Annotated in this window: 19 protein-coding genes and 1 other RNA gene; 4 read left to right on the plus strand and 16 right to left on the minus strand. The window is 50.7% G+C overall.

The window, feature by feature from the left end:
• Positions 1-18: 18 nt before the first annotated feature.
• The 7 genes from gcvP to IX31_RS10030 all read right to left on the minus strand — a co-directional run bounded on the left by gcvP (position 19) and on the right by IX31_RS10030 (position 9,356).
• Positions 19-2,892, minus strand: coding sequence for an aminomethyl-transferring glycine dehydrogenase (gcvP, locus tag IX31_RS10000; protein WP_034457725.1), 2,874 nt, complete (start codon positions 2,890-2,892; stop codon positions 19-21).
• 223 nt (positions 2,893-3,115) lie between these two features.
• The gene (gene gcvH / locus IX31_RS10005; RefSeq protein WP_034457727.1) at positions 3,116-3,505 is read right to left on the minus strand and encodes a glycine cleavage system protein GcvH; all 390 of its coding nucleotides are present in this window, start codon (positions 3,503-3,505) and stop codon (positions 3,116-3,118) included.
• Between the two features lie 22 nt (positions 3,506-3,527).
• On the minus strand, positions 3,528-4,625 hold the full coding sequence (gene gcvT / locus IX31_RS10010; RefSeq protein ID WP_034459963.1) for a glycine cleavage system aminomethyltransferase GcvT: 1,098 nt from the start codon (positions 4,623-4,625) through the stop codon (positions 3,528-3,530).
• 421 nt (positions 4,626-5,046) lie between these two features.
• Positions 5,047-6,249, minus strand: coding sequence for an FAD-dependent 2-octaprenylphenol hydroxylase (gene ubiI / locus IX31_RS10015; RefSeq protein ID WP_034457729.1), 1,203 nt, complete (start codon positions 6,247-6,249; stop codon positions 5,047-5,049).
• Positions 6,250-6,261: 12 nt separating this feature from the next.
• The gene (gene ubiH, locus IX31_RS10020) at positions 6,262-7,440 is read right to left on the minus strand and encodes a 2-octaprenyl-6-methoxyphenyl hydroxylase (protein ID WP_034457730.1); all 1,179 of its coding nucleotides are present in this window, start codon (positions 7,438-7,440) and stop codon (positions 6,262-6,264) included.
• The gene (pepP, locus tag IX31_RS10025; RefSeq protein WP_034457732.1) at positions 7,437-8,753 is read right to left on the minus strand and encodes a Xaa-Pro aminopeptidase; all 1,317 of its coding nucleotides are present in this window, start codon (positions 8,751-8,753) and stop codon (positions 7,437-7,439) included. Before pepP ends, ubiH begins: the two co-directional genes overlap by 4 nt.
• A gap of 24 nt (positions 8,754-8,777) precedes the next feature.
• On the minus strand, positions 8,778-9,356 hold the full coding sequence (locus tag IX31_RS10030; protein WP_034457734.1) for a YecA/YgfB family protein: 579 nt from the start codon (positions 9,354-9,356) through the stop codon (positions 8,778-8,780).
• Between the two features lie 166 nt (positions 9,357-9,522).
• On the opposite strand from IX31_RS10030, the gene zapA reads away from it, so the two are divergent.
• The 3 genes from zapA to IX31_RS10040 all read left to right on the plus strand — a co-directional run bounded on the left by zapA (position 9,523) and on the right by IX31_RS10040 (position 10,699).
• Positions 9,523-9,852, plus strand: a complete 330-nt coding sequence (gene zapA / locus IX31_RS10035; protein WP_034457736.1) for a cell division protein ZapA — start codon at positions 9,523-9,525, stop codon at positions 9,850-9,852.
• A gap of 41 nt (positions 9,853-9,893) precedes the next feature.
• A non-coding RNA gene (ssrS, locus tag IX31_RS22315) (6S RNA) lies at positions 9,894-10,077 on the plus strand.
• A gap of 25 nt (positions 10,078-10,102) precedes the next feature.
• The gene (locus IX31_RS10040; protein ID WP_034457737.1) at positions 10,103-10,699 is read left to right on the plus strand and encodes a 5-formyltetrahydrofolate cyclo-ligase; all 597 of its coding nucleotides are present in this window, start codon (positions 10,103-10,105) and stop codon (positions 10,697-10,699) included.
• Positions 10,700-10,701: 2 nt separating this feature from the next.
• On the opposite strand, the gene IX31_RS10045 is transcribed toward IX31_RS10040, so the two are convergent.
• The 3 genes from IX31_RS10045 to rpiA all read right to left on the minus strand — a co-directional run bounded on the left by IX31_RS10045 (position 10,702) and on the right by rpiA (position 13,609).
• Entirely contained in the window at positions 10,702-11,313 is a 612-nt protein-coding gene (locus IX31_RS10045; RefSeq protein WP_034457739.1) for a DUF2238 domain-containing protein, read from the minus strand.
• A 117-nt stretch (positions 11,314-11,430) separates the two neighbouring features.
• Positions 11,431-12,669, minus strand: a complete 1,239-nt coding sequence (gene serA, locus IX31_RS10050) for a phosphoglycerate dehydrogenase (RefSeq protein WP_034457741.1) — start codon at positions 12,667-12,669, stop codon at positions 11,431-11,433.
• Between the two features lie 280 nt (positions 12,670-12,949).
• A complete protein-coding gene (rpiA, locus tag IX31_RS10055; protein ID WP_034457743.1) occupies positions 12,950-13,609 on the minus strand; it encodes a ribose-5-phosphate isomerase RpiA in 660 nt (219 codons plus the stop codon).
• Positions 13,610-13,776: 167 nt separating this feature from the next.
• Here rpiA and argP point away from each other — a divergent pair, with 167 nt between their 5' ends.
• Positions 13,777-14,676: a DNA-binding transcriptional regulator ArgP gene (argP, locus tag IX31_RS10060; protein ID WP_034457745.1), complete on the plus strand. Its 900-nt coding sequence runs from the start codon at positions 13,777-13,779 to the stop codon at positions 14,674-14,676.
• Positions 14,677-14,788: 112 nt separating this feature from the next.
• Here the strand turns inward: argP and IX31_RS10065 are convergent, their stop codons facing one another.
• The 6 genes from IX31_RS10065 to tdcC form a co-directional block, all read right to left on the minus strand.
• Positions 14,789-15,523 (minus strand): oxidative stress defense protein, encoded by a 735-nt coding sequence (locus tag IX31_RS10065; RefSeq protein ID WP_034457747.1) that lies wholly within the window; start codon positions 15,521-15,523, stop codon positions 14,789-14,791.
• A gap of 108 nt (positions 15,524-15,631) precedes the next feature.
• On the minus strand, positions 15,632-16,267 hold the full coding sequence (gene argO, locus IX31_RS10070) for an arginine exporter ArgO (RefSeq protein WP_034457749.1): 636 nt from the start codon (positions 16,265-16,267) through the stop codon (positions 15,632-15,634).
• 139 nt (positions 16,268-16,406) lie between these two features.
• A complete protein-coding gene (locus IX31_RS10075; RefSeq protein ID WP_034457751.1) occupies positions 16,407-17,267 on the minus strand; it encodes a small-conductance mechanosensitive channel MscS in 861 nt (286 codons plus the stop codon).
• Positions 17,268-17,424: 157 nt separating this feature from the next.
• Entirely contained in the window at positions 17,425-19,719 is a 2,295-nt protein-coding gene (gene pflB / locus IX31_RS10080) for a formate C-acetyltransferase (protein WP_034457752.1), read from the minus strand.
• A 30-nt stretch (positions 19,720-19,749) separates the two neighbouring features.
• The gene (gene tdcD / locus IX31_RS10085) at positions 19,750-20,958 is read right to left on the minus strand and encodes a propionate kinase (protein ID WP_034457754.1); all 1,209 of its coding nucleotides are present in this window, start codon (positions 20,956-20,958) and stop codon (positions 19,750-19,752) included.
• Positions 20,959-20,987: 29 nt separating this feature from the next.
• Complete coding sequence (tdcC, locus tag IX31_RS10090; RefSeq protein WP_034457756.1) at positions 20,988-22,319, minus strand: threonine/serine transporter TdcC; 1,332 nt, start codon at positions 22,317-22,319, stop codon at positions 20,988-20,990.
• Between the last annotated feature and the right edge of the window lie 64 nt (positions 22,320-22,383).

Below are 22,383 nucleotides of genomic sequence, written 5' to 3' on the forward strand. Positions count from 1 at the left end.
TGTATCGCGGGATAAATGTTACTGATATTCGCTCATCGGCACACAAGAGCAGAACAGATTGCGGTCGCCGTATACATCATCCAGACGTTTCACCGTTGGCCAGTATTTGTTGCTATGGCCTACCGGGAACACTGCCAGTTCGCGGGTATATGGATGTGTCCAGTCAGCAACGATTTCGTCCTGCGTGTGCGGCGCGTTAACCAGTGGGTTATCTTCCAGCGGCCATTCACCACGCGCAACGCGGTCGATTTCAGTGCGGATAGTCAGCATCGCATCGATAAAGCGATCCAGTTCCAGTTTGCTTTCTGATTCAGTTGGCTCGACCATCAACGTACCCGCAACCGGGAACGACATCGTTGGCGCGTGGAAACCAAAATCAATCAGTCGTTTAGCAATATCCAGTTCGCTGATGCCAGTCTCTTCTTTCAGTGGGCGAATATCGAGAATACATTCATGCGCCACATGGCCACTGCGCCCTGTATAAAGAATCGGGAAGGCAGATTTCAGGCGAGTGGCAATATAGTTAGCGTTCAGGATTGCCGTCTGGCTTGCCTTTTTCAGCCCCTGCGCACCCATCATGCGGATGTACATCCAGCTGATTGGCAGAATCGATGCACTACCAAACGGTGCTGCGGAAACTGCGCCCTGTTGAGTCAGCATCTCTTCAATTTGCACAACGCTATGGCCTGGTACGAACGGAGCCAGGTGCGCTTTCACACCGATCGGCCCCATACCTGGGCCGCCGCCGCCGTGTGGAATGCAGAAGGTTTTGTGCAGGTTAAGGTGAGAAACATCGGCGCCGATATAGCCCGGTGAAGTGATCCCGACCTGTGCGTTCATATTTGCGCCATCGAGGTAAACCTGGCCGCCAAACTGATGCACGATCTGGCAGACTTCACGGATCGTCTCTTCGTACACGCCGTGAGTAGACGGGTAGGTCACCATGATACAAGACAGGGCATCGCCAGCCTGTTCGGCTTTCAGGCGCAGATCGTGAAGATCGATGTTGCCCTGTTTATCACAAGCCACCACCACCACTTCCATGCCAGCCATTTGCGCAGATGCCGGGTTAGTACCGTGTGCTGAACTTGGGATCAGACAGATATTACGACTGCCTTCGTTGCGGCTTTCATGGTAACGACGAATCGCCAGTAAGCCCGCATATTCACCTTGCGCACCAGAGTTTGGCTGCATGCAAAGCGCGTCGTAACCGGTCAGTTTCACCAGCCAGTCAGACAGCTGGGAAATCATCTGGTGGTAACCTTCTGCCTGGTTTGCCGGGCAGAATGGATGCAATTCTGAGAATTCAGGCCAGGTAATTGGGATCATCTCAGCAGCAGCGTTCAACTTCATGGTGCATGAGCCAAGTGGGATCATCGCCTGGTTGAGCGCCAGATCTTTGCGTTCAAGCGAGTGCATGTAACGCATCATTTCGGTTTCGCTGTGATAGCGGTTAAATACCGGATGCGTCAGGATCGCGTCTTCACGCAACATGCCTTTCTGAATAGACAGGCTATCACCTGCCACGTTTTGATCTAATTTGTCGATATCCAGACCATGGTTCTCACCCAGCAATACGGTGAACAGCGACTGTACATCTTCACGCGTGGTGGCTTCATCAAGTGTGATGCCAACTGCATTCAGAATGTCGCTGCGCAGGTTGATTTCACTCGCTTCAGCGCGCGCCAGAACAGCAGCTTTATCGGACACTTCAACACAGATAGTGTCAAACCAATGTTTGTGACGCAGCACCAGGCCTTTTTGCTGTAAGCCTGCGGCCAGAACATCAGTCAAACGGTGAATGCGCCATGCAATGCGTTTCAGGCCAGCCGGGCCGTGGAAAACTGCATACAGGCTCGCAATGTTTGCCAGCAGAACCTGAGACGTACAAATGTTGGAGTTCGCTTTCTCGCGGCGGATATGTTGCTCGCGAGTTTGCATCGCCATGCGCAGCGCAGTACGGCCCGCTGCATCGCGGGAGACACCGATAATACGGCCAGGCATGGAGCGTTTAAATTCGTCACGCGCGGCAAAGAACGCGGCATGTGGACCACCGTAGCCCATTGGCACGCCGAAGCGCTGTGCGGAACCAAACACGATGTCTGCACCTTGTTTACCTGGTGCGGTCAGCAGAACCAGCGTCATAAAGTCAGCGGCAACACTCACGATGACTTTACGTTGTTTCAGTTCGCTAATCAGCGCGCTGTAATCATGCACTTCACCGGTAGTGCCCACTTGTTGCAGCAGCACACCGAAGACATCCTGATGATCCAGCACTTTCGCGGCGTCATCGACAATCACATCAAAGCCAAAGGTTTCAGCACGGGTGCGCACCACATCCAGCGTTTGCGGATGCACGTCGGCGGCAACAAAGAAACGGTTGGCATTTTTGAGTTTGCTGACGCGCTTAGCCATTGCCATTGCTTCGGCAGCGGCGGTGGCTTCGTCGAGCAAAGAAGCAGAAGCGATATCAAGGCCAGTAAGATCCAGCGTAACTTGCTGGAAATTAAGCAGAGCTTCAAGGCGGCCTTGTGATACTTCAGGCTGATACGGCGTGTATGCGGTGTACCAGCCTGGATTTTCCAGCATGTTACGTAGAATCACCGGGGGAGTTTGCACCGCGGTGTAACCCATGCCGATGTACGTTTTAAAACGCTTGTTACGGCTGGCAATGGTCTTTAATTCCGCCAGGGCCGCGAATTCGGTTGCAGCCTCACCCACCTGCGGTGGCTCGGCAAGCTGGATATCAGCCGGAACGATCGAAGCGATCAGCTCGTTTAACGAACGAGCGCCCACCGTCTCCAGCATTTCGTGTTGCTGCTGTGCGTTTGGTCCAATGTGACGGTCGATAAACGCTTCGTGATTTTCAAGCTGACGTAAAGACTGGGTCATGAGCGGTGATTCCTGAAACATGTGGGGCTTTAGCGGTGGATGGCACTATGTTTATCCACCCTACAAACCGGGCTGGTACAGCTCACCCGACTAATTTCAATTCCTAAAATCATTTGTGTTGCTGGTAGGCGGTAAGCGAAAACATCGCCAGGTGCGTACATAAGTACGTGACTGAGGTGTTTGAGCGACGCCAACACCCCAGCAACACGAAGGATGAGGGAATTTATTCGTCTTCTAACAGAGCTTCGTACGCAGTTGCGTCCAGCAGACCGTCCAGTTCAGACTCGTCGCTAGCTTTGATTTTGAAGATCCAACCCGCGGCGTACGGCTCGCTGTTGATCAATTCTGGCGCATCGCTCAGTTCGGTATTCACGGCAATGATTTCACCGCTGATTGGTGCATAGATATCGGAAGCTGCTTTCACAGACTCGGCAACAGCACAGTCATCGCCCGTGCTTACAGTTGCACCAACATCTGGCAGGTCAACAAACACCATATCGCCCAGCAGCTCTTGCGCGTGCTCGGTGATACCAACGGTGTAAGTACCATCAGCTTCTTTACGCAGCCACTCATGCTCTTTGCTGTATTTCAATTCGTTAGGCACATTGCTCATTGTTTTTCTCCTGATTTCAAATTCACTGCGCGACAGCTTTACCGCCGCGAACAAAAATTGGTTTGGTTACTTTGACCGGCATTTCTCGGTTGCGGATTTGAACAATGGCAGTTTCGCCAATGCCCGCAGGAACACGTGCCAGAGCAATGCTGTAACCTAACGTCGGCGAGAAGGTCCCGCTGGTAATCACGCCTTCACGGATGTTGCCTGATTCATCAGTAAAACGAACAGGCAGTTCATTACGTAATACGCCTTTTTCGGTCATGATCAAGCCAACGAGCTGGTCGGTGCCTTTCTCACGCTGGCTCTCCAGGGCTTCACGACCAATAAAATCACGGTCTTCAGGCTGCCAGGCGATAGTCCATCCCATATTCGCGGCTAATGGAGAAACACTCTCATCCATTTCCTGGCTATACAGGTTCATACCGGATTCCAGACGCAGCGTGTCACGCGCGCCAAGGCCGCAAGGTTTCACGCCAATCTCAACCAGCTGCGCCCAAAACTCGGCAGCTTTTTCATTTGGCATGGCAATTTCATAGCCCGCCTCACCGGTATAACCGGTGGTCGCAATAAACAGGTCACCCGCCTGAACACCGAAGAATGGCTTCATACCAGCCACTGCTTTGCGTTGTTCTTCAGTAAACAATTGCGCGGCTTTAGCCTGAGCATTTGGACCCTGAACAGCAATCAGCGACAAGTCATCACGCACGGTGACTTCAACGGCGAACGGTTCAGCGTGTTGATTAATCCAGGCCAGATCTTTTTCGCGGGTGGCGGAGTTCACCACCAGGCGGAAGAAGTCTTCGGTCTGGAAATAGATAATCAGGTCATCGATAACACCACCGGAGGCGTTGAGCATGGCGGTGTAGAGGGCTTTACCCGGTTGGGTCAATTTCGCTACGTCGTTTGCAACGAGATAACGCAGGAATTCGCGGGTGCGGCTGCCTTTCAGATCAACGATAGTCATGTGGGAGACATCAAACATTCCGGCATCGTTGCGCACTGCATGGTGCTCATCAATCTGCGAGCCATAGTGCAATGGCATCATCCAGCCATGGAAGTCCACCATGCGCGCACCGCAGAGATTGTGCTGTTCAAACAAAGGGGTCTTTTGAGTCATTTTTTCCTCTTTAACCATCTGGTTGAAAAGCGCATTTCGCTTTTCTTTTCTTCAGACGAAACCCAGCACCGCCATCGATCCCGAGGGCGACGCAAACGTTACCTTTTGTCTGAAGTTACCACTGAATGAGGGAGTAAACCATAAGGCTAAAATCGTTATAGCATTAGCTTATGACCAAAACAGAAGACGCAGCATGCAGAGTATTCGACTGAAAAAATGCGAAACACCGCGCATAAATAAGAAGTGTTTGAGTCATAATTTAGCGTTAGCTAACATTTACGACCATTTCAGAAACAAATTCACTACATCGCTAAAAACGTGGGATGAGAAAAAGTAATCCGAAATAACAGGTGAGATTAGAATTTTTCAAATGAGGGGGGCGTTTCCCTTTCCGATAAACAAAAAGGGAATTGTGACGTAGTTATCTTAACCAGGCCGGAAGATCGTGTAAGCCCATCGCCTGCTTTACAAGTTGCGGTTTCACACCCGGTAACGTATCCGCTAGTTTCAGGCCAATATCGCGCAGCAGTTTCTTCGCCGGGTTGCTTCCAGCAAACAGATCGCGGAAACCCTGCATACTGGCAAGCATCATCGCCGCACTATGTTTACGGCTACGCTCGTAGCGACGCAGATACAAATACTGCCCGATGTCTTTGCCCTGGCGATGCAAACGACGCACTTCATCAATCAGTTCAGCGGCATCCATAAACCCAAGATTCACACCCTGCCCGGCTAACGGATGAATGGTGTGTGCCGCATCGCCAACCAGCGCCAGGCGGTGAGCCGCAAAATTGCGGGCGTAACGGCCTGTCAGTGGGAATACCTGGCGTTCGCTTTCAACACTGCACAAACCAAGGCGCATATTGAATGCGACGGACAGCGTCTGGTTAAATTCTTCATCGCTTACCTGTTGCATACGTTCAGCTTCCAGCGGCGGCAATGACCAGACAATCGAACATAAATGCGGGTCACTTAATGGTAAGAAGGCCAAAATCCCTTCACCATGAAACACCTGACGAGCCACTGCTTCATGTGGTTCAGCGGTACAGATGGTGGCAACCAGTGCATGATGGCGATAATCCCAAAAAGTCAGCGGAATATCGGCCTGATTGCGTAGCCAGGAGTTCGCACCATCTGCGCCGACCACCAAACGCGCAGTCAGCATTGCACCATCTTTCAAGGTAATAAACGCTTCGTTTTCACCCCATGCGACCTGTTGCAATTCGGCTGGAGCCATCAGAGTCACGTCGCTGCACTGCTCGGCACGCTGCCACAAGGCATGATGGATTACCGAATTTTCGATAATGTGCCCAAGATGGCTGAAACCAAAGGATTTATCATCAAAAGCGATATGCCCGAAGCTGTCTTGATCCCACACTTCCATGCCGTGATAGCAACTGGCGCGTTGAGCGATAATTTTCGGCCATACGCCCAGGTGAGCCAGCAGTTTTTCGCTGGCGGCATTGATGGCAGAGACACGTAATGCCGGTGCAGATTCAGGGGCTAGTGGTTGCGGGAGGTGGTTATCCAGCACAGCGACTCGCAAACCACTGCCTTGTAGACCACAGGCAACTGCCAGCCCAACCATTCCACCACCAACAATCGCCACATCAACGCTTTGCAAATTGACTCTCCTTTAACGCGCAACCCAACCGAGGGTGCGCTGTGCCAACACATCACGTGCCGGGGTAAAATGTTCCATCGCCATTAGTCCAAGATTGCGCCCCACCACCAGCGGAGCCCAACGGTTGGCGAACAGTTGAACTAAGCCATCCGTCACGCCAATGGTGGCGATTTTATCTTCACTGCGACGTTGCTGGTAGCCAGCCAAAACGGCATAGCTGCCAACATCCTGAGATGCTTCGTGCGCAACAGCCAGATTTTCAGCAAGCGACATGACATCCCGCAAGCCAAGGTTAAATCCCTGTCCGGCAATCGGATGCAAGGTTTGCGCGGCATTTCCCACCAACGCAACGCGGTGTAATACCGACTGCGAAGCCGTAGTCAACGACAGAGGGTATTGCACTCTCGCACCAGCATGGGTAATTCGCCCAAGTCGCCAGCCAAATGCACGCTGTAATTCGTTGCAGAAACGCTCGTCGCTCCACTGCGATATTTCAGCCTGAGCGTCCAGCGGATGGCACCAGACTAACGAGCAGCGCCCATCAGACATCGGCAACATCGCTAGCGGGCCATGCTCGGTAAAACGTTCGAATGCGCGCCCGTTATGAGGCTCAGAGGTGGTGATATTGGCGATCACCGCCACCTGTTGATAATCCTGTTGCTGCCAGGTCATGCCGCACTGCGCGGCAAGCGGTGAACGCGAACCATCGGCAGCCACTAGCAACTGGCCTTCGATTAGCTCGCCGTTATCAAGCTCGACGCTGACTTTATCCGTTTCACGCGTAAACGACGAAACACGCTGCGGGCAATGTACAGTCACACCCGGCGTTTTACGCAGCAGAGCAAACAGGCGTATCCCAACGTCGTGCAGTTCCACCACCTGGCCCAGCGCGGAAATTTGATAATCCTGCGCTTCCAGCGTGACAAAACCCGCATGGCCGCGATCGCTGACATGCACGGTGGTAATTGCCGTCGCGCAGTCTTTAATAGCAGGCCACACACCAATGCGTGTTAATTGCTGGCAAGTCCCTTGCGCAATGGCGATAGCGCGAGCATCAAAACCGGGGTGCGTCGCAGATTCAGGATCTACTGCTTCAATCAAATGGACCGGCAATTTTCCGTAGGTCAAATGCGATATCGCAAGTGCCAGGGTCGCGCCCGCCATACCGCCACCGACAATAATCACGCTCATGACTGACGTGCCGCCGCCATTAAGGCTTCAATATCATCCGCGGATTTCACCACGCTGGCGGTCAGGTTTTCGTTACCGTCGGCGGTGATAAGAATATCGTCTTCAATACGAATACCAATGCCACGGTACTCGGCGGGCACATCTGCATCTGGCCCAATGTATAAACCAGGTTCAACGGTGATAACCATTCCCGGCTCAAGCACCCGAGAGCGATCCTGACCATAAGCGCCAACGTCATGTACATCCAGCCCCAGCCAATGGCTCAAGCCGTGCATAAAGAACGGGCGATGGGCGTTGTCAGCAATCAGTTGATCAACCTCACCTTTGAGAATGCCGAGCTTCACCAGTCCATTAACCATAATGCGCACCACTTGCGTGGTAACTTCCTGCATCGAGGTGCCTGGACGATAGAGTTGTAGAGCAGTTTCAAGGGATTCGAGGACGATGTCGTAAATCGCACGCTGCGGCGCGCTGAATTTACCGTTCACCGGGAAGGTGCGGGTAATGTCACCGGCATAACCTTTGTATTCACAACCTGCGTCGATTAACACCAAATCACCATCACGCATCTGGCTTTCGTTTTCGGTGTAATGAAGAATACAGCCGTTTTCACCGCTACCCACAATGGTATTGTAAGAGGGGAAACGCGCGCCATGACGATTAAATTCGTGATGGATTTCACCTTCAAGCTGGTATTCAAACATGCCCGGCTGGCACTTTTCCATCGCACGGGTATGTGCAAGCGCAGTGATTTCCCCGGCGCGGCGCATAGCGACAATTTCTTCTTCCGATTTAAACAGGCGCTGTTCGTGAACCCAGGGGCGCCAGTCGGTCAGTGTCATCGGTGCGCTGAGATTCTGACGAGATCCATGGCGCAGTTTATCCAGTGCGGCAAACACAATGTTATCGGCATAAGCGTATTCGCCCTGCGCGTGATAAACCACATCAAGCCCGTTGAGCAATTGATGCAGTTGCTGGCCGATTTCGGAGAACGCCAGCGCACGATCAACACCCAGCTTTTCAGGCGCAGCTTCCTGCCCAAGACGGCGACCAAACCAGATTTCCGCAGTTTTATCACGCAGGCGGTTAAACAGAACGCTGTGGTTATGGGTCTCGTCGCTTTTAATCAATACCAGTACAGCTTCAGGTTCGTTGAAACCGGTGAAGTACCAGAAATCGCTGTTCTGGCGATACGGATACTCACTGTCGGCACTGCGTGTTACCTCGGGAGCGGCAAAGATAAGCGCGGCGCTTGCCGGAGCCATTTTGGCCAACAACGCCTGACGGCGCCGGAGAAATTCGTGCTGAGTCATCACACCTCCTGAAGCTTATAATTATTAATGCAGAGTGGGTTTTTGCACTTCTGGCGCAGTCGGAACCGGGCGAGTAAAGGTGTCATGGCATAGCAATGCAGCCACTCGAACATACTCGACGATCTCTTCAAGCGACATTTCCAGCTCTTCCTGATCTTCGTCTTCGTCATAGCCCAGTTGCGCAATGTTACGCAAATCGTCGATAGCTTCGCCGGTTTCGCCAGTCACTTTATCGAGCTTAGGTTGAGTCACGCCCAGACCCAGTAAAAAGTGGTTTACCCAGCCCGCCAGAGCATCAGCACGCTGGAATACCGTTACGTCGTCGCCATCTGGCAGATAAAGCTGAAAAAGAAAACCATCATCTTCCAGCGAGTCACCCGTTGCGCCATGCATCTGGCGCAGTGTATCTGCAAGGTTTTGCCCAAAAGCCAGACCTTCATTTGTCAGGTCGTGCAACAGCGGTTGCCAACTGGTGTCTTTGTTGCCACCACATAACATGCCGCTGATTAAGCCGTGCATTTCAGAGGCCGTCAGACCCACACCTTGTTGGTTCAATAGTTGGCCGACTAAGTCATAGTCAGGCATAGTGTTCTGTATAGACATGCGCATTCGCCATCGTTGGCAGGGATAGTTCATGTTATGCTACCACCAGGGACCCCAAGGCACCAGAAAAGGGCTTGTATCTTCATTTCGGGATAGCTATAGTGACGCCCCTTTCGTTACCAGGTACGGTAAACGAAGGCAGGCGAGTTAACAGCAGGAAGGTGGCATGTCTGCACAACCAGTCGATATCCAAATTTTCGGTCGTTCATTGCGCGTGAATTGTCCGCCTGAACAACAGGATGCACTGAATCTTGCGGCGGAAGAGCTTAATCAACGGTTGCAAGATTTAAAAGTTCGCACTAGAGTCACAAATACTGAGCAGTTAGTTTTCATCGCGGCACTGAACATTTGCTACGAGTTGGCTCAGGAAAAATCGAAAACCCGCGATTACGCTTCCAATATGGAAGAACGTATTCGAATGTTACAGCAGACCATCGAACAAGCGTTGCTTGAACAAGGTCGCATAACAGAAAGACAGGGTCCAAATTTTGAATAACACTTCGCAGTTACCTATGGTAGAGTAACTTCGAAGACCAAATTTCTCTGAGATGTTTGCATGCGGGCCAGTCCCCTGAGCCGATATTTCATACCACAAGAATGTGGTGCTCCAGATTCTGTGAGCATGCTCGGTCCGTCCGAGAAGCCTGATGATTCTGACGCTGCATTCACCTTGAACCAAGGGTTCAAGGGTTACAGCCTGCGGCGGCATCTCGGAGATTCCCTCTTTCTACCAACCAGTCATCACCATGACGAAAATTCAGTTAATCCCATCGCTTCGCCAGGAAATCCGACAACATATTCGGCAACGACGCCGTGCACTCACTACAACTGAACAACACCATTTTGCTGAACTCGCCGCTGCGCGTATGCTCGCTTACGAGCCTATTGCAAAAGCAGCTACGGTCGCCGTGTTTTTGTCGTTTGATGGTGAACTGGATACCACGCCGTTAATTCGCGCTTTATGGCAAGCAGGCAAAACCGTTTATCTGCCAGTGCTTCACCCTTTTAGTAAGGGCAATTTGCTGTTTCTACGTTATGCCCAGGATAGCCACCTGGTGATGAATCGTCTGAAAATCCTTGAGCCCAAACTTGATGTCCGCGACGTGCTACCGCTGAATAAACTGGATGTGCTGATTACGCCGCTGGTTGCTTTCGACGAGCAAGGGCAAAGACTGGGAATGGGTGGTGGTTTTTACGATCGCACGCTGCAGAACTGGCAGCAGCATGGTTTGTGGCCAGTTGGGCTGGCACACGATTTCCAGCACGTTCCGGCGTTACCCGCAGAAGAATGGGATATCCCATTGCCTGCGGTCGTCACGCCGTCAAAGATTTGGCAGTGGTGAGATCAGGCTACGCGCAGTTTCAGTAGCTGTTTTGTGTGCCAGTATTGCAGTATCAAAACTGTAGTCAGCGCACCGAGAAGCGCACAAAACATATCTGATTGTGTGTCCCAGACGTCGCCCTGAGTCCCCAAAAACTCATCTGCTCCCTGCCCTAATGACAGCGCCGCCGCCCATTCAATGAGTTCATAAACCGCACTGATGGCGAGCGCGACGCAGCACACCAGAAACGCGATCATTTTGCGCCCACGAACATAGCCACCCCGAATCAGAATTTCCCGTGCCGCCAGTGTGGGAACCAGCCCCTGGAAAAAATGGCCGAGTTTGTCATAAGGATTACGGCTCAAACCCAACCACTCCTGAACTTCAAAACCGATCGGCACTTTGGCGTAGGTATACAAACCGCCCACCATCAAAATAATGGCGTGCAGAAAAATCAAAATATAGAGCAGTGGCGTGAGGGGAAAACGCGAATGAGTCGCTAAAAGCAGAGGGATAATGATAATGACCGGAGTGACTTCCATCAGCCAGGTAAGCCTGTCTGCGGTGCTAAATCCCGTATAGATGAGAATCAGCAGAAGTATAAAGGCACCGGATTTTAAGAATGTAGTTGTCATGTTGCTTCGCCGCCTAGCTAAAAGCCTAACTATCCGTGGGGCAGGCGGAAAAAACAACTCAGGAAAAGGACTTTAAGAAAAAAACGGGAGCCCGTGCAGGCTCCCGTAGACTTGCGATTAGTAAAGCAGACGGGCACGGATAGTGCCCGGAATCGCCTTCATGGATTTCAGTGCCGCTTCAGCAATATCTTCTTCGGCGTCCACATCAATAACGACATAACCCATTTGCGGAGTTGTTTGCAGGTATTGAGCAGCAATGTTGATACCTTGCTCGGCAAAAATCTGGTTCAGCGCGGTCAAAATGCCCGGGCGGTTCTCATGAATGTGCAGCAAACGGCTGGTGCTTCCACCGTGCAGCGGCAGAGACACCTCTGGGAAATTTACCGCCGACAACGTTGAGCCGTTATCAGAGTATTTTGCAAGCTTGCCAGCGACTTCCAGGCCGATATTCTCCTGCGCTTCCTGAGTAGAGCCGCCAATGTGCGGAGTCAGGATCACGTTATCAAACTCACACAGTGGTGACGTGAACGGGTCACTGTTGGTCGCAGGCTCAGTTGGGAAGACGTCGATTGCCGCCCCCGCCAGATGCTTACTTGCCAGCGCATCACACAGAGCCGGGATATCAACAACGGTACCGCGCGCGCAGTTAATCAACAGTGAACCTGGTTTCATCAGCGCTAATTCATTTGCACCAATCATATTCTTCGTAGATGCATTTTCAGGCACATGCAGACTAATCACGTCGCTCATATTGAGCAGGTCTGAAAGATGTTGAACCTGAGTCGCGTTACCCAGCGTCAGCTTGTTTTCAATATCGTAAAAATAGACGTGCATCCCCAGCGCTTCAGCCAGAATACCCAACTGAGTCCCGATATGGCCGTAACCGATGATGCCGAGTTTTTTACCACGCGCCTCAAAAGAACCAACCGCAAGCTTATTCCACACGCCGCGGTGTGCTTTGGCGTTCGCTTCCGGTACACCACGCAGCAGCAGCAGCAGTTGGCCAATAACCAACTCAGCAACAGAACGAGTGTTGGAGAACGGAGCATTAAACACTGGTACACCGCGTTTAGCCGCAGCATCCAGGTCAACCTGGTTGGTGCCGATGCAGAAACAACCCACAGCCACCAGCTTTTCAGCCGCCGACAGAACATCTTCAGTTAAGTTAGTACGGGAACGCAGACCAATGAAATGCGCATCACGGATCGACTCTTTAAGGGCTTCGCTATCCAGCGCGCCTTTGTGGTATTCGATGTTGGTATAGCCTGCTGCGCGAAGGTTATCCACGGCTTTCTGGTGTACGCCTTCCACCAGCAGGAATTTAATCTTGTCTTTATCCAGTGATACTTTTGCCATTTCCCGACCCTATTTTTAGAACTGATGTTGTGCTGTGTGATAAGACACCCTTCTGCCAAAATATCAAAAAATACGGGCGGGGCAATATAAACGATTGCGCACTCATCTGGTCAAAAAAGGAATAAGCCATAGCTGGCAGCAGAAAATGCTAAGTAGAAGAGAGAACCAGGAATGAAAAGTAGACAGTTGTTAATAATGTGACATATGTCACCAAATTTGGCGTTAGATTATTTTGTCATTTTTTATTCATTTTAAGGGGCGCTAATGCGCCCCGGTCATATCATTTCACAATGGTTTTCACGCCATCGGCTGTACCAATCAACGCAACATCTGCGCCACGGTTAGCAAACAGGCCGACAGTCACGACACCAGGTATGCCGTTAATTGCATTTTCCAATGCAATTGGCTCGACAATGCTCAGGCCATAAACATCAAGAATGATGTTGCCGTTATCGGTCACCACACCCTGGCGGTATTCAGGGCGGCCGCCCAGTTTGACCAGTTGGCGAGCCACACAACTACGTGCCATTGGAATCACTTCAACCGGCAGAGGGAAGTTACCAAGAATACCCACTTGCTTGGACGCATCAGCAATGCAGATAAACTTTTCCGCCACAGACGCGATGATTTTTTCGCGGGTAAGAGCGGCACCACCGCCTTTGATCATTTGCATCTGGCCGTTGATCTCATCTGCGCCATCTACGTAGATGCCCAGTGAGTCCACTTCGTTAAGATCGTAAACCGTGATACCAAGGCTTTTCAGTTTGGCGGTAGAAGCGTCGGAGCTAGAAACAGCGCCATCAATTTGATGCTTGATAGTCCCGAGAGCATCAATAAAGTGCGCGGCAGTTGAGCCAGTACCCACACCAACGATCGTGCCTGGTTGCACGTATTGTAATGCTGCCCAGCCGACTGCTTTTTTCAGTTCATCCTGCGTCATGGTTTTTTGCCTGTGCTGTGAAAACTGACGCGCATTATAGGGCAAGCTTCAAAAAAATGCCCTGCGATTGCCATAATACTCAGGCGAACTTTGCGGTTTTGGTCTGGATCAGCGGCAAATTTATGTCATAGTGCGGGGATAACAAAAACAGGAGTTAGCTAACAACAATGAAACGCCCGGACTATAGAACGCTACAGGCGCTGGATGCAGTCATTCGTGAACGAGGATTTGAGCGCGCGGCACAAAAGCTCTGCATTACTCAATCAGCCGTTTCACAGCGTATCAAGCAACTGGAAAATATGTTCGGCCAACCGTTGTTAGTGCGCACCGTGCCACCCCGTCCAACCGAACAAGGGCAAAAGTTACTGGCGTTATTACGCCAGGTCGAACTGCTTGAAGAAGAGTGGTTGGGCGATGAACAAACGGGCTCCACGCCACTGCTGCTTTCGCTTGCGGTGAACGCCGACAGTCTGGCAACCTGGTTGCTGCCGGCACTCGCGCCTGTTCTGGCAGACTCCCCTATCCGCCTTAATCTTCAGGTTGAAGATGAAACCCGAACGCAAGAACGCCTGCGTCGCGGTGAAGTGGTCGGCGCGGTGTCTATTCAACCACAGCCGCTGCCAAGCTGCCTGGTTGACAGACTGGGTGCGCTAGATTATCTGTTTGTCGGTTCGAAAGATTTTGCAGCGCGCTATTTCCCGAACGGCGTCACGCGTTCAGCATTGCTCAAAGCCCCTGCCGTCGCGTTTGACCATCTCGACGACATGCATCAAGCGTTCTTACAGCAAAACTTCGATTTGTCGCCGGGCAGCGTGCCGTGCCACATCGTTAACTCGTCGGAAGCCTTCGTACAACTGGCGCGTCAGGGAACCACATGTTGCATGATTCCGCATCTGCAAATTGAAAGAGAGATTAACAACGGTGAGCTGATTGACCTGACGCCGGGGCTGATGCAACGCCGGATGCTTTACTGGCACCGCTTTGCGCCAGAAAGCCGCATGATGCGTAATGTGACCGATGCACTGCTCGAATACGGACATAAAGTTCTACGACAGGACGCAGAATAGAAGAAGGCCGCTAATATTTAGCGGCCTTCTTGTTTTGTCGAATGACGCTAATGCTTATCCGACCTACATTTTACGATTTTCTAGGGTGGGTAAGCGCAGCGCCATCCACCATTTATTGTGCAGACTGCTCGCTCTTAGCGCGTTCGAGTTCAAACACCACATCAACCTGATCGTCAAACTGAATCGTTTGCTGATCGTAGGTATCCTGGGCTGAAACCGGCGCAGCCGCGTCAGCTTTCATCATCCGTACCATCGGCGCGGGCTGGTAGTTAGAGACGTGGTAACGCACGCTATAAACTGGGCCCAACTTGCTGCTAAAGCCTTCGGCCAGCAGTTTTGCCTGGCGAACGGCATCGTCGATAGCGGCTTTACGTGCTTTGTCTTTATAAGCTTCCGGGTTTGCAACCCCCAAAGAAACAGAACGAATTTCGTTAAGACCCGCTTTTAATGCGCCATCAAGCAACTCGTTCATTTTGTCGAGTTTACGCAGCGTGACATCAACCTGACGCACGGCAATGTAGCCTTTAAGCTGCGTTTTACCATCTTTCAGGTATTCATATTCTGGTTGGGTACGAAGATTGGCAGCATTGATGTCTTTCTTCTCAATGCCACTTTGCTGCAAGAATGTCAGGTATTGTGCAACGCGATCGTCAGCCTGTTTTTTAGCTGATGCAGCATCTTTGGCTGACACATTAACTTCGATTGCGAGCTTAGCAATGTCAGGAACAGCATCCACGCTTGCGGTGCCGGATGTCACGACATGTGGGCCATTTGGCAACTCATCGGCCAACGCCGAAACCGAACCTAATCCCACTAAAGCGGCTAATGCCAGGGTTTTAAACTTCACTGTAATTCCTCCATGCTACATTCCACTGTCATTACGTCTGCAAAATACACTGACGTCTGGCTGCAAGCTTAGCCTGGAATAGTCAGTTGTCTATCAGATAAAGGCTAATTAACCTATCAGCGATGCAATGTGGCGAACCCCGTCAGACGCAAGCTGCAACGCGATAACCCACATCACCACGCCAACCACGCCATTAATAATACGCTGCGCTTTCGCGGTACGCAGGCGCGGTGCCAGCCATGCTGCCAGCAGTGCCAGACCATAAAACCACAGAACAGACGCACTCACGGTACCTAATGCAAACCAGCGCTTCGGTTCATCAGCCAGTTGCCCGCCGAGACTCCCCAGCACCACAAAAGTATCCAGATAAACATGCGGATTAAGCCAGGTCACCGCCAGTACGGTGGCGATAATTTTCCAGCGCCCTTGCTTCATCATCTCAGCCGACGCCAGCTCAACGCTGCTGCTCAACGCGGTACGCAATGCGCCCCAGCCATACCACAAGAGGAATGCCACACCGCCCCACGTGACGATAGCCAGCAGCCATGGCGATTGCATCAGCAGCGCGCTACCGCCAAATATCCCACCGCAAATCAGCACTACATCGCTAATTGCGCAAAGAGAAGCAATCATCAGATGATATTGGCGGCGAATGCCCTGGTTCATCACAAAAGCATTTTGTGGCCCCAGCGGCAGGATTAACGCAGCTCCTAATGTAAGACCTTGAAAAAAATAAGATAACACGATAATTCACTCTTCAATGTTTAGCGATTGAGGAAGAGTGTAATGAGGAATAATTATTAGAGGAAATGGATAATATTAATGGCTTATTAGTATGGCTAATAATAATCAGGCCAGCCGAAGCTGGCCGAGAAAATCATTCTTACGCAGCTTCTGCTTCTTTCACACGTTTGAAATTCACATCCATTTGCGGATAAGGGAAGCTGATCCCCTGTGCATCAAACTCGCGTTTAATGCGTTCCAGCACATCCCAATAGACATTTTGCAGGTCACCACTGTTGCTCCAGGCACGTACCACAAAGTTAATGGTTGACGGTCCAAGCTCATTGAGGCGCACGGTGATTTCGCGGTCTTTTAGCACGCGCTCATCGCTGGTGATGATATCTGTCAGGATTTGCTTAACTTTATCGATATCCGAATCGTACGCCACGCCGATGATAAATTCGTTGCGGCGCACCGGTTCGCGGGAGAAGTTAATAATATTGCCGGCGATGATTTTACCGTTTGGCACGACAACGATTTTGCCGTCTACAGTGCGCAAAGTGGTGGAGAAAATCTGCACATTCAGTACCGAGCCTGCAATACCGCCAAGATCAACATATTCACCCGCGCGGAATGGGCGGAAGGTAACCAGCAAGACGCCTGCCGCAAGGTTAGAAAGCGAACCTTGCAATGCCAGGCCAATGGCTAAGCCTGCGGCACCGAGCACAGCGATAACGGACGCAGTCTGTACGCCAACGCGCCCCAGCGCGGCAATTAACGTAAATGCGATGATGCCGTAACGCACCAGAGCGGAAAGGAAATCAGCTACCGTCGCATCAATACCACGCGCCAACATCACACGGTTAATAGTATTGGAAACCACGCGAGCCACGATCATCCCGACGATGATTATCGCAATCGCCGCCACAATGTTGACCGCATAGCTCAGCAGTAACGCCTGGTTGCGCACCAGCCAGCCTCCAGCATTATTAATACTGTCTACTACGTTGAGATCTTCCATTCACGGTTCCTTGTCATTACTGATTTTTGCGCCTGAAAGGCACAACAGAGACTTTAAAGGGTAAACAAAACAACCGAATATGCCAAGTTGCTCACAAATTTGGCCGAAAAAAACCCGCACGTGGCGGGTTTAAAGAGTGAATAAATGCAGTGTGGTATCAGATAGCGTGAGTAAAGGTGCGAGAAATCACATCCTGTTGCTGCTCACGCGTGAGCGCATTAAAACGCACCGCGTAGCCGGAAACACGAATGGTCAGCGTCGGGTAGTTTTCCGGGTGTTCAACGGCATCAAGCAACATTTCCCGGTTCATGACGTTAACATTCAGATGCTGCCCACCTTCAGTTCGCACATCGTGATGGAAATAACCATCCAGCAAACCCACCAGGTTTAACTGGCGCACGGCGTCATCACGCCCTAATGCCGCAGGAACAATCGAGAAGGTATAAGAGATACCATCTTTGGCGTAGCTGAACGGCAGTTTGGCTACCGACGTTAATGAAGCCACCGCACCTTTCCGATCCCGCCCGTGCATTGGATTTGCCCCTGGTGCAAATGGCATTCCGGCACGGCGACCATCCGGTGTGTTACCCGTTTTTTGCCCATACACCACGTTTGAGGTGATCGTCAGGATCGACTGAGTCGGCACCGCATTGCGATAAGTTGGCAGCGCCTGGATCTTCTTCATAAAGCGCTCAACCAGATCGCAGGCAATGGCATCAACACGATCGTCATTATTACCGTATTGCGGGTACTCCCCTTCAATCACGAAATCTACTGCCAGCCCGCTTTGGTCACGCACCGGTTTCACCGTCGCGTATTTGATCGCGGAAAGCGAGTCCACCGCCACCGAGAGCCCGGCAATACCACATGCCATCGTGCGATAAACATCCCGGTCGTGTAGCGCCATCAGCGAGGCTTCGTAGCTGTATTTATCGTGCATATAGTGGATGAGATTGAGCGCCGTGATGTATTGCGCTGCCAGCCAATCCATAAAGTGGTCGAGGCTGCTCATCACCGTTTCATAATCCAGAACATCGTCCAACAACATCGGCATTTTCGGGCCGACCTGGATTTTGAGTTTTTCATCCATGCCGCCGTTGATGCAATACAACAGCGTTTTTGCCAGGTTAGCGCGTGCGCCAAAGAACTGCATCTGTTTGCCAATCACCATCGGGCTGACACAGCAGGCAATCGCATAGTCATCACTGTCAAAATCACAGCGCATTAGATCGTCATTTTCATATTGCAAAGACGAGGTTTCGATAGAGACTTTTGCTGCATACACTTTGAATGGTTTCGGCAGCGCCTCCGACCACAGAATCGTCAGGTTCGGCTCTGGTGCAGGCCCCATGGTGTAAAGCGTGTTGAGGTAGCGATACGCATTTTTGGTGACCAGTGTGCGCCCATCCAATCCCATACCACCAATGACTTCTGTCGCCCAGATTGGATCGCCGGAAAACAACGAGTCGAACTCTGGCGTACGCAAGAAGCGCACCATACGGATCTTCATAATAAAATGATCGACCAGCTCTTGTGCCTGCAACTCAGTCAGCAAGCCCGCTTTCAGATCGCGTTCAATATAAATATCGATAAACGTGGTGGTACGGCCCAGCGACATCGCCCCACCATTTTGCGATTTCACCGCGGCCAGATAAGCAAAATAGAGCCATTGCAGCGCTTCTTGTGCATTGTTGGCAGGACGTGAAATATCAAAGCCATAGTTCGCCGCCATCTCCTGGATTTGTAACAGTGCGCGGCGATGTTCAGACAACTCTTCACGCAGACGTATCACCGCTTCCAGGTTTTCACCGCGCTCAAGCTGGCCCTGTAGATCGGCAAACTGTAATTCCCGCTCGCGTACCAGATACGCAATCCCGTAGAGCGCCACACGGCGGTAATCACCGATAATACGACCACGACCATAACCGTCCGGTAAGCCGGTCAGCACGCCCGATTTACGGCAGCGCAGAATATCCGGTGAATAAACGTCAAATACCCCCTGGTTATGGGTTTTACGCAGTGAGGTGAACTGGTATTCGAAGTCTGCATCCATTTCACGACCATAAGCTTCGAATGAGCTTTTGATCATATTGATGCCGCCATACGGATGGAGGGCACGCTTCAGCGGTTTATCGGTTTGCAAACCAACAATTTTCTCACGCTCTTTGAGAATATAACCCGGTGCATGGGCCGTAATCGTGGTGGCAATATTGGTGTCGAAATCCACCGGGGCATGGGTGGCATTTTCGATACGAATACCGTCCATGACCTTTTCCCACAGCGCAGTTGTCGCTGGAGTTGCACCCGCTAAGAATGATTCATCACCCTCATACGGTGTATAGTTCTGCTGGATAAAATCCCGAACATTAATTGTCTTTTTCCATTCTTCGCCCGAAAACTGCTGCCAGGCATGGGAATAATTATCGTTGGTAATATCAATATCCACTTTCATTACTTCATTCCTTTGTACCAGATGATTAATTCAGACGTATTCTGCGAGATGGCATTCTCTACCTAAATGCAAAGCATCAAGCGCAATCATTTTTTCTTCATTGGTGGGAATAACAGCTAAATTGACCGGCGACTGTGAGCAGGAAATAACACGTTCACCGATTCGGTTAGGCTGGTTATTTTTATCGATATCCATTTCAATACCAAAAACGCGTAACCGCTCGGCGACCAGGCGACGAATAAGTATTGAGTTCTCACCAATACCACCGGTAAAAATAACGCCATCAAAACGTTTTAACGCAGCGACATGCGCACCAATTGTTCGGGCAATACGATGGACAAATGTTTTTATCGCTAATTGCGCCCGTATATCACCGTTGTGCCAGGCATTTTCCAGCGTACGTAAGTCAGATGACTGACCTGAAAGACCCAGTAGCCCTGACTCTTTATTGGCTACCTGCTCAAGATCATCCATCGATTGCCCTGTCTGACGAGCAAGCCAGGCCATTGCGCCAAAATCCACGTCACCACAACGTGTGCCCATAATCAGCCCCTCGAGTGGCGTCATGCCCATTGAAGTGTCGACGCTCGCACCATTCTGAACCGCACAAACCGAAGCTCCATTTCCTAAGTGAGCAATCACTAACCCCGAGTCTTCTGGCCTGAGACCTAATAACTCACACGCCTGCTGCGCTACGTAACGATGTGAAGTTCCATGGAACCCATAGCGGCGCACACCGTACTCTTCAAAGTAACGATATGGCAAACCGTACAGATAAGCTTCGGGCTTTAGCGTCTGGTGGAAACTGGTATCAAATACCGCGACTTGAGGAAGGCCCGGAAAACGAAGCCGTGCAGACTCCACGCCGTGTAAATTGGCATAATTGTGCAGCGGAGCCAAAGGTGAAACCTGGCGAATTTTGTCTATAACGTCATCGGTAATTAATACAGACTCGCTAAATAAAGAACCACCGTGAGCAATACGGTGGCCAACAAAGGCCACACTATCAATTAAATGACGCTTCTCAAGTTCAGCAGATATTGCCGCAAGTGCCTCTTCATAATTCTGGTGAGCCAGAATAACTGGCTCTCCATCATTGACCGTTAAAAATGCACGTTCGGTATTAATACCTTCACAAACTCCAGATAAAAGCACATCGCAAGTTTCTGCATCTAACACTGAAAACTTAACCGAAGAAGAACCACAGTTAATCGTCAACACTACCGGGTATTCATTCATTTTAAATTCCACTCATCCTGAGTAAGTAATTAGATAAGCTTGTAAACAATATTAAGAATGGTCAGCAAACCAATTACTGTGACAAAAATGTTTTCGGTTCTGCCTTTATATTTCGCCAGAGCAGGGGTTTTGCGGATGGCATACATTGGCAGCAGGCAAAGCAGAGAGGCAATAATTGGTGCGCCCATCGCTTCAATCAAATCGAGGATGTTCGGGTTGGCATAAGCCACAACCCAGGTCGACCCCATGATAAAGACCATACTGATAAGATTGAGTTTTCCCCCAGAGACTTTGGTTTTATCGCCCTTATAGCCAAACTTGAGAACCAGACCGTTAAGCCCTTCGAGGGTGCCAAGATAGTGGCCGAAGAAGGATTTGAAGATAGCGACCAGGGCAATAATCGACGCGCCATACTCAAGTGTGGTTGCAAAGGTAGACTTAGAACCAGACATCGATGAGAAGTGGTTTGCCAGATAAGAAAGCACCGGAATATTTTGCGCTTTAGCTTCAGCCATATTTTGTGGAGAGAGCGTGAACAGGCAGCTGAAGGCGAAGAACATCACAACGGCCACCATCAACATGCTGGCACGGGAGATAATTTTGGAGCATTTGTCTTCAGTGTACTGCCTGCCGAAGTCCTGCTCATACTCTTCGCGTTTAGAAACTACAAACGAGGAGACTATCGGCGAGAAGTTAAAGGAGAAGACCATGATAGAAATACCGAGCCATACGGTCACCAGAATGCCGTCACTGCCGGTAAAGGAAATATCGCTGAGACTCACCTGGTCGATAACCGCAGAGTTCCAGTAAGGGATCAGCGAGACAGAAATCAGGATCAGGCAGGCAATGAACGGGAACACCAGATAGCTCATGACTTTGACCATCAGGTCTTTGCCAAAATAGATAACAAAAGCCATCAATAGCAGCAGGAACAGCGCCACTACACCGCGGTTTAGCGGCATGAGTTGCAACTGGTTTTCCCAGAAAGTCATAAAGGTGTTGGTAATAGTAACGCCGTAAATCCACAGCAGCGGGCAAATGGCGAAGAAGTACAGGAAGGTAATGACCACACCACCAGTCTTACCAAAATGCTCTTCTACCGTTTCGGTAATATTTCCAGAAGGGTTGCTGCCTGAAAGACACAGGCGTGCTAGTGCGCGGTGGCAATAAAATGCAATGGGATAGGCCAGGAACAACATAATCAATATTGGAATTAAGCCACCGTAACCTGCACGAATAGGGAAAAATAAAACTCCGGCGCCGATAGCGGTGCCAAATAAGCCTAATGTCCAGGTAGTGTCAGATTTACGCCACTGCGATACAGCTTTTTGGCCAATAATAGTTGCGTCAGTATTACTCATAATAGAGTTCCTTTAATAATTCAATATCCGTTATATTCCGGGCTACACATTTATTATTCTGAGT

Origin of the sequence: Buttiauxella noackiae (genome assembly GCF_000737905.1) — a bacterium.
Classification (GTDB): Bacteria; Pseudomonadota; Gammaproteobacteria; order Enterobacterales; family Enterobacteriaceae; genus Buttiauxella; species Buttiauxella noackiae.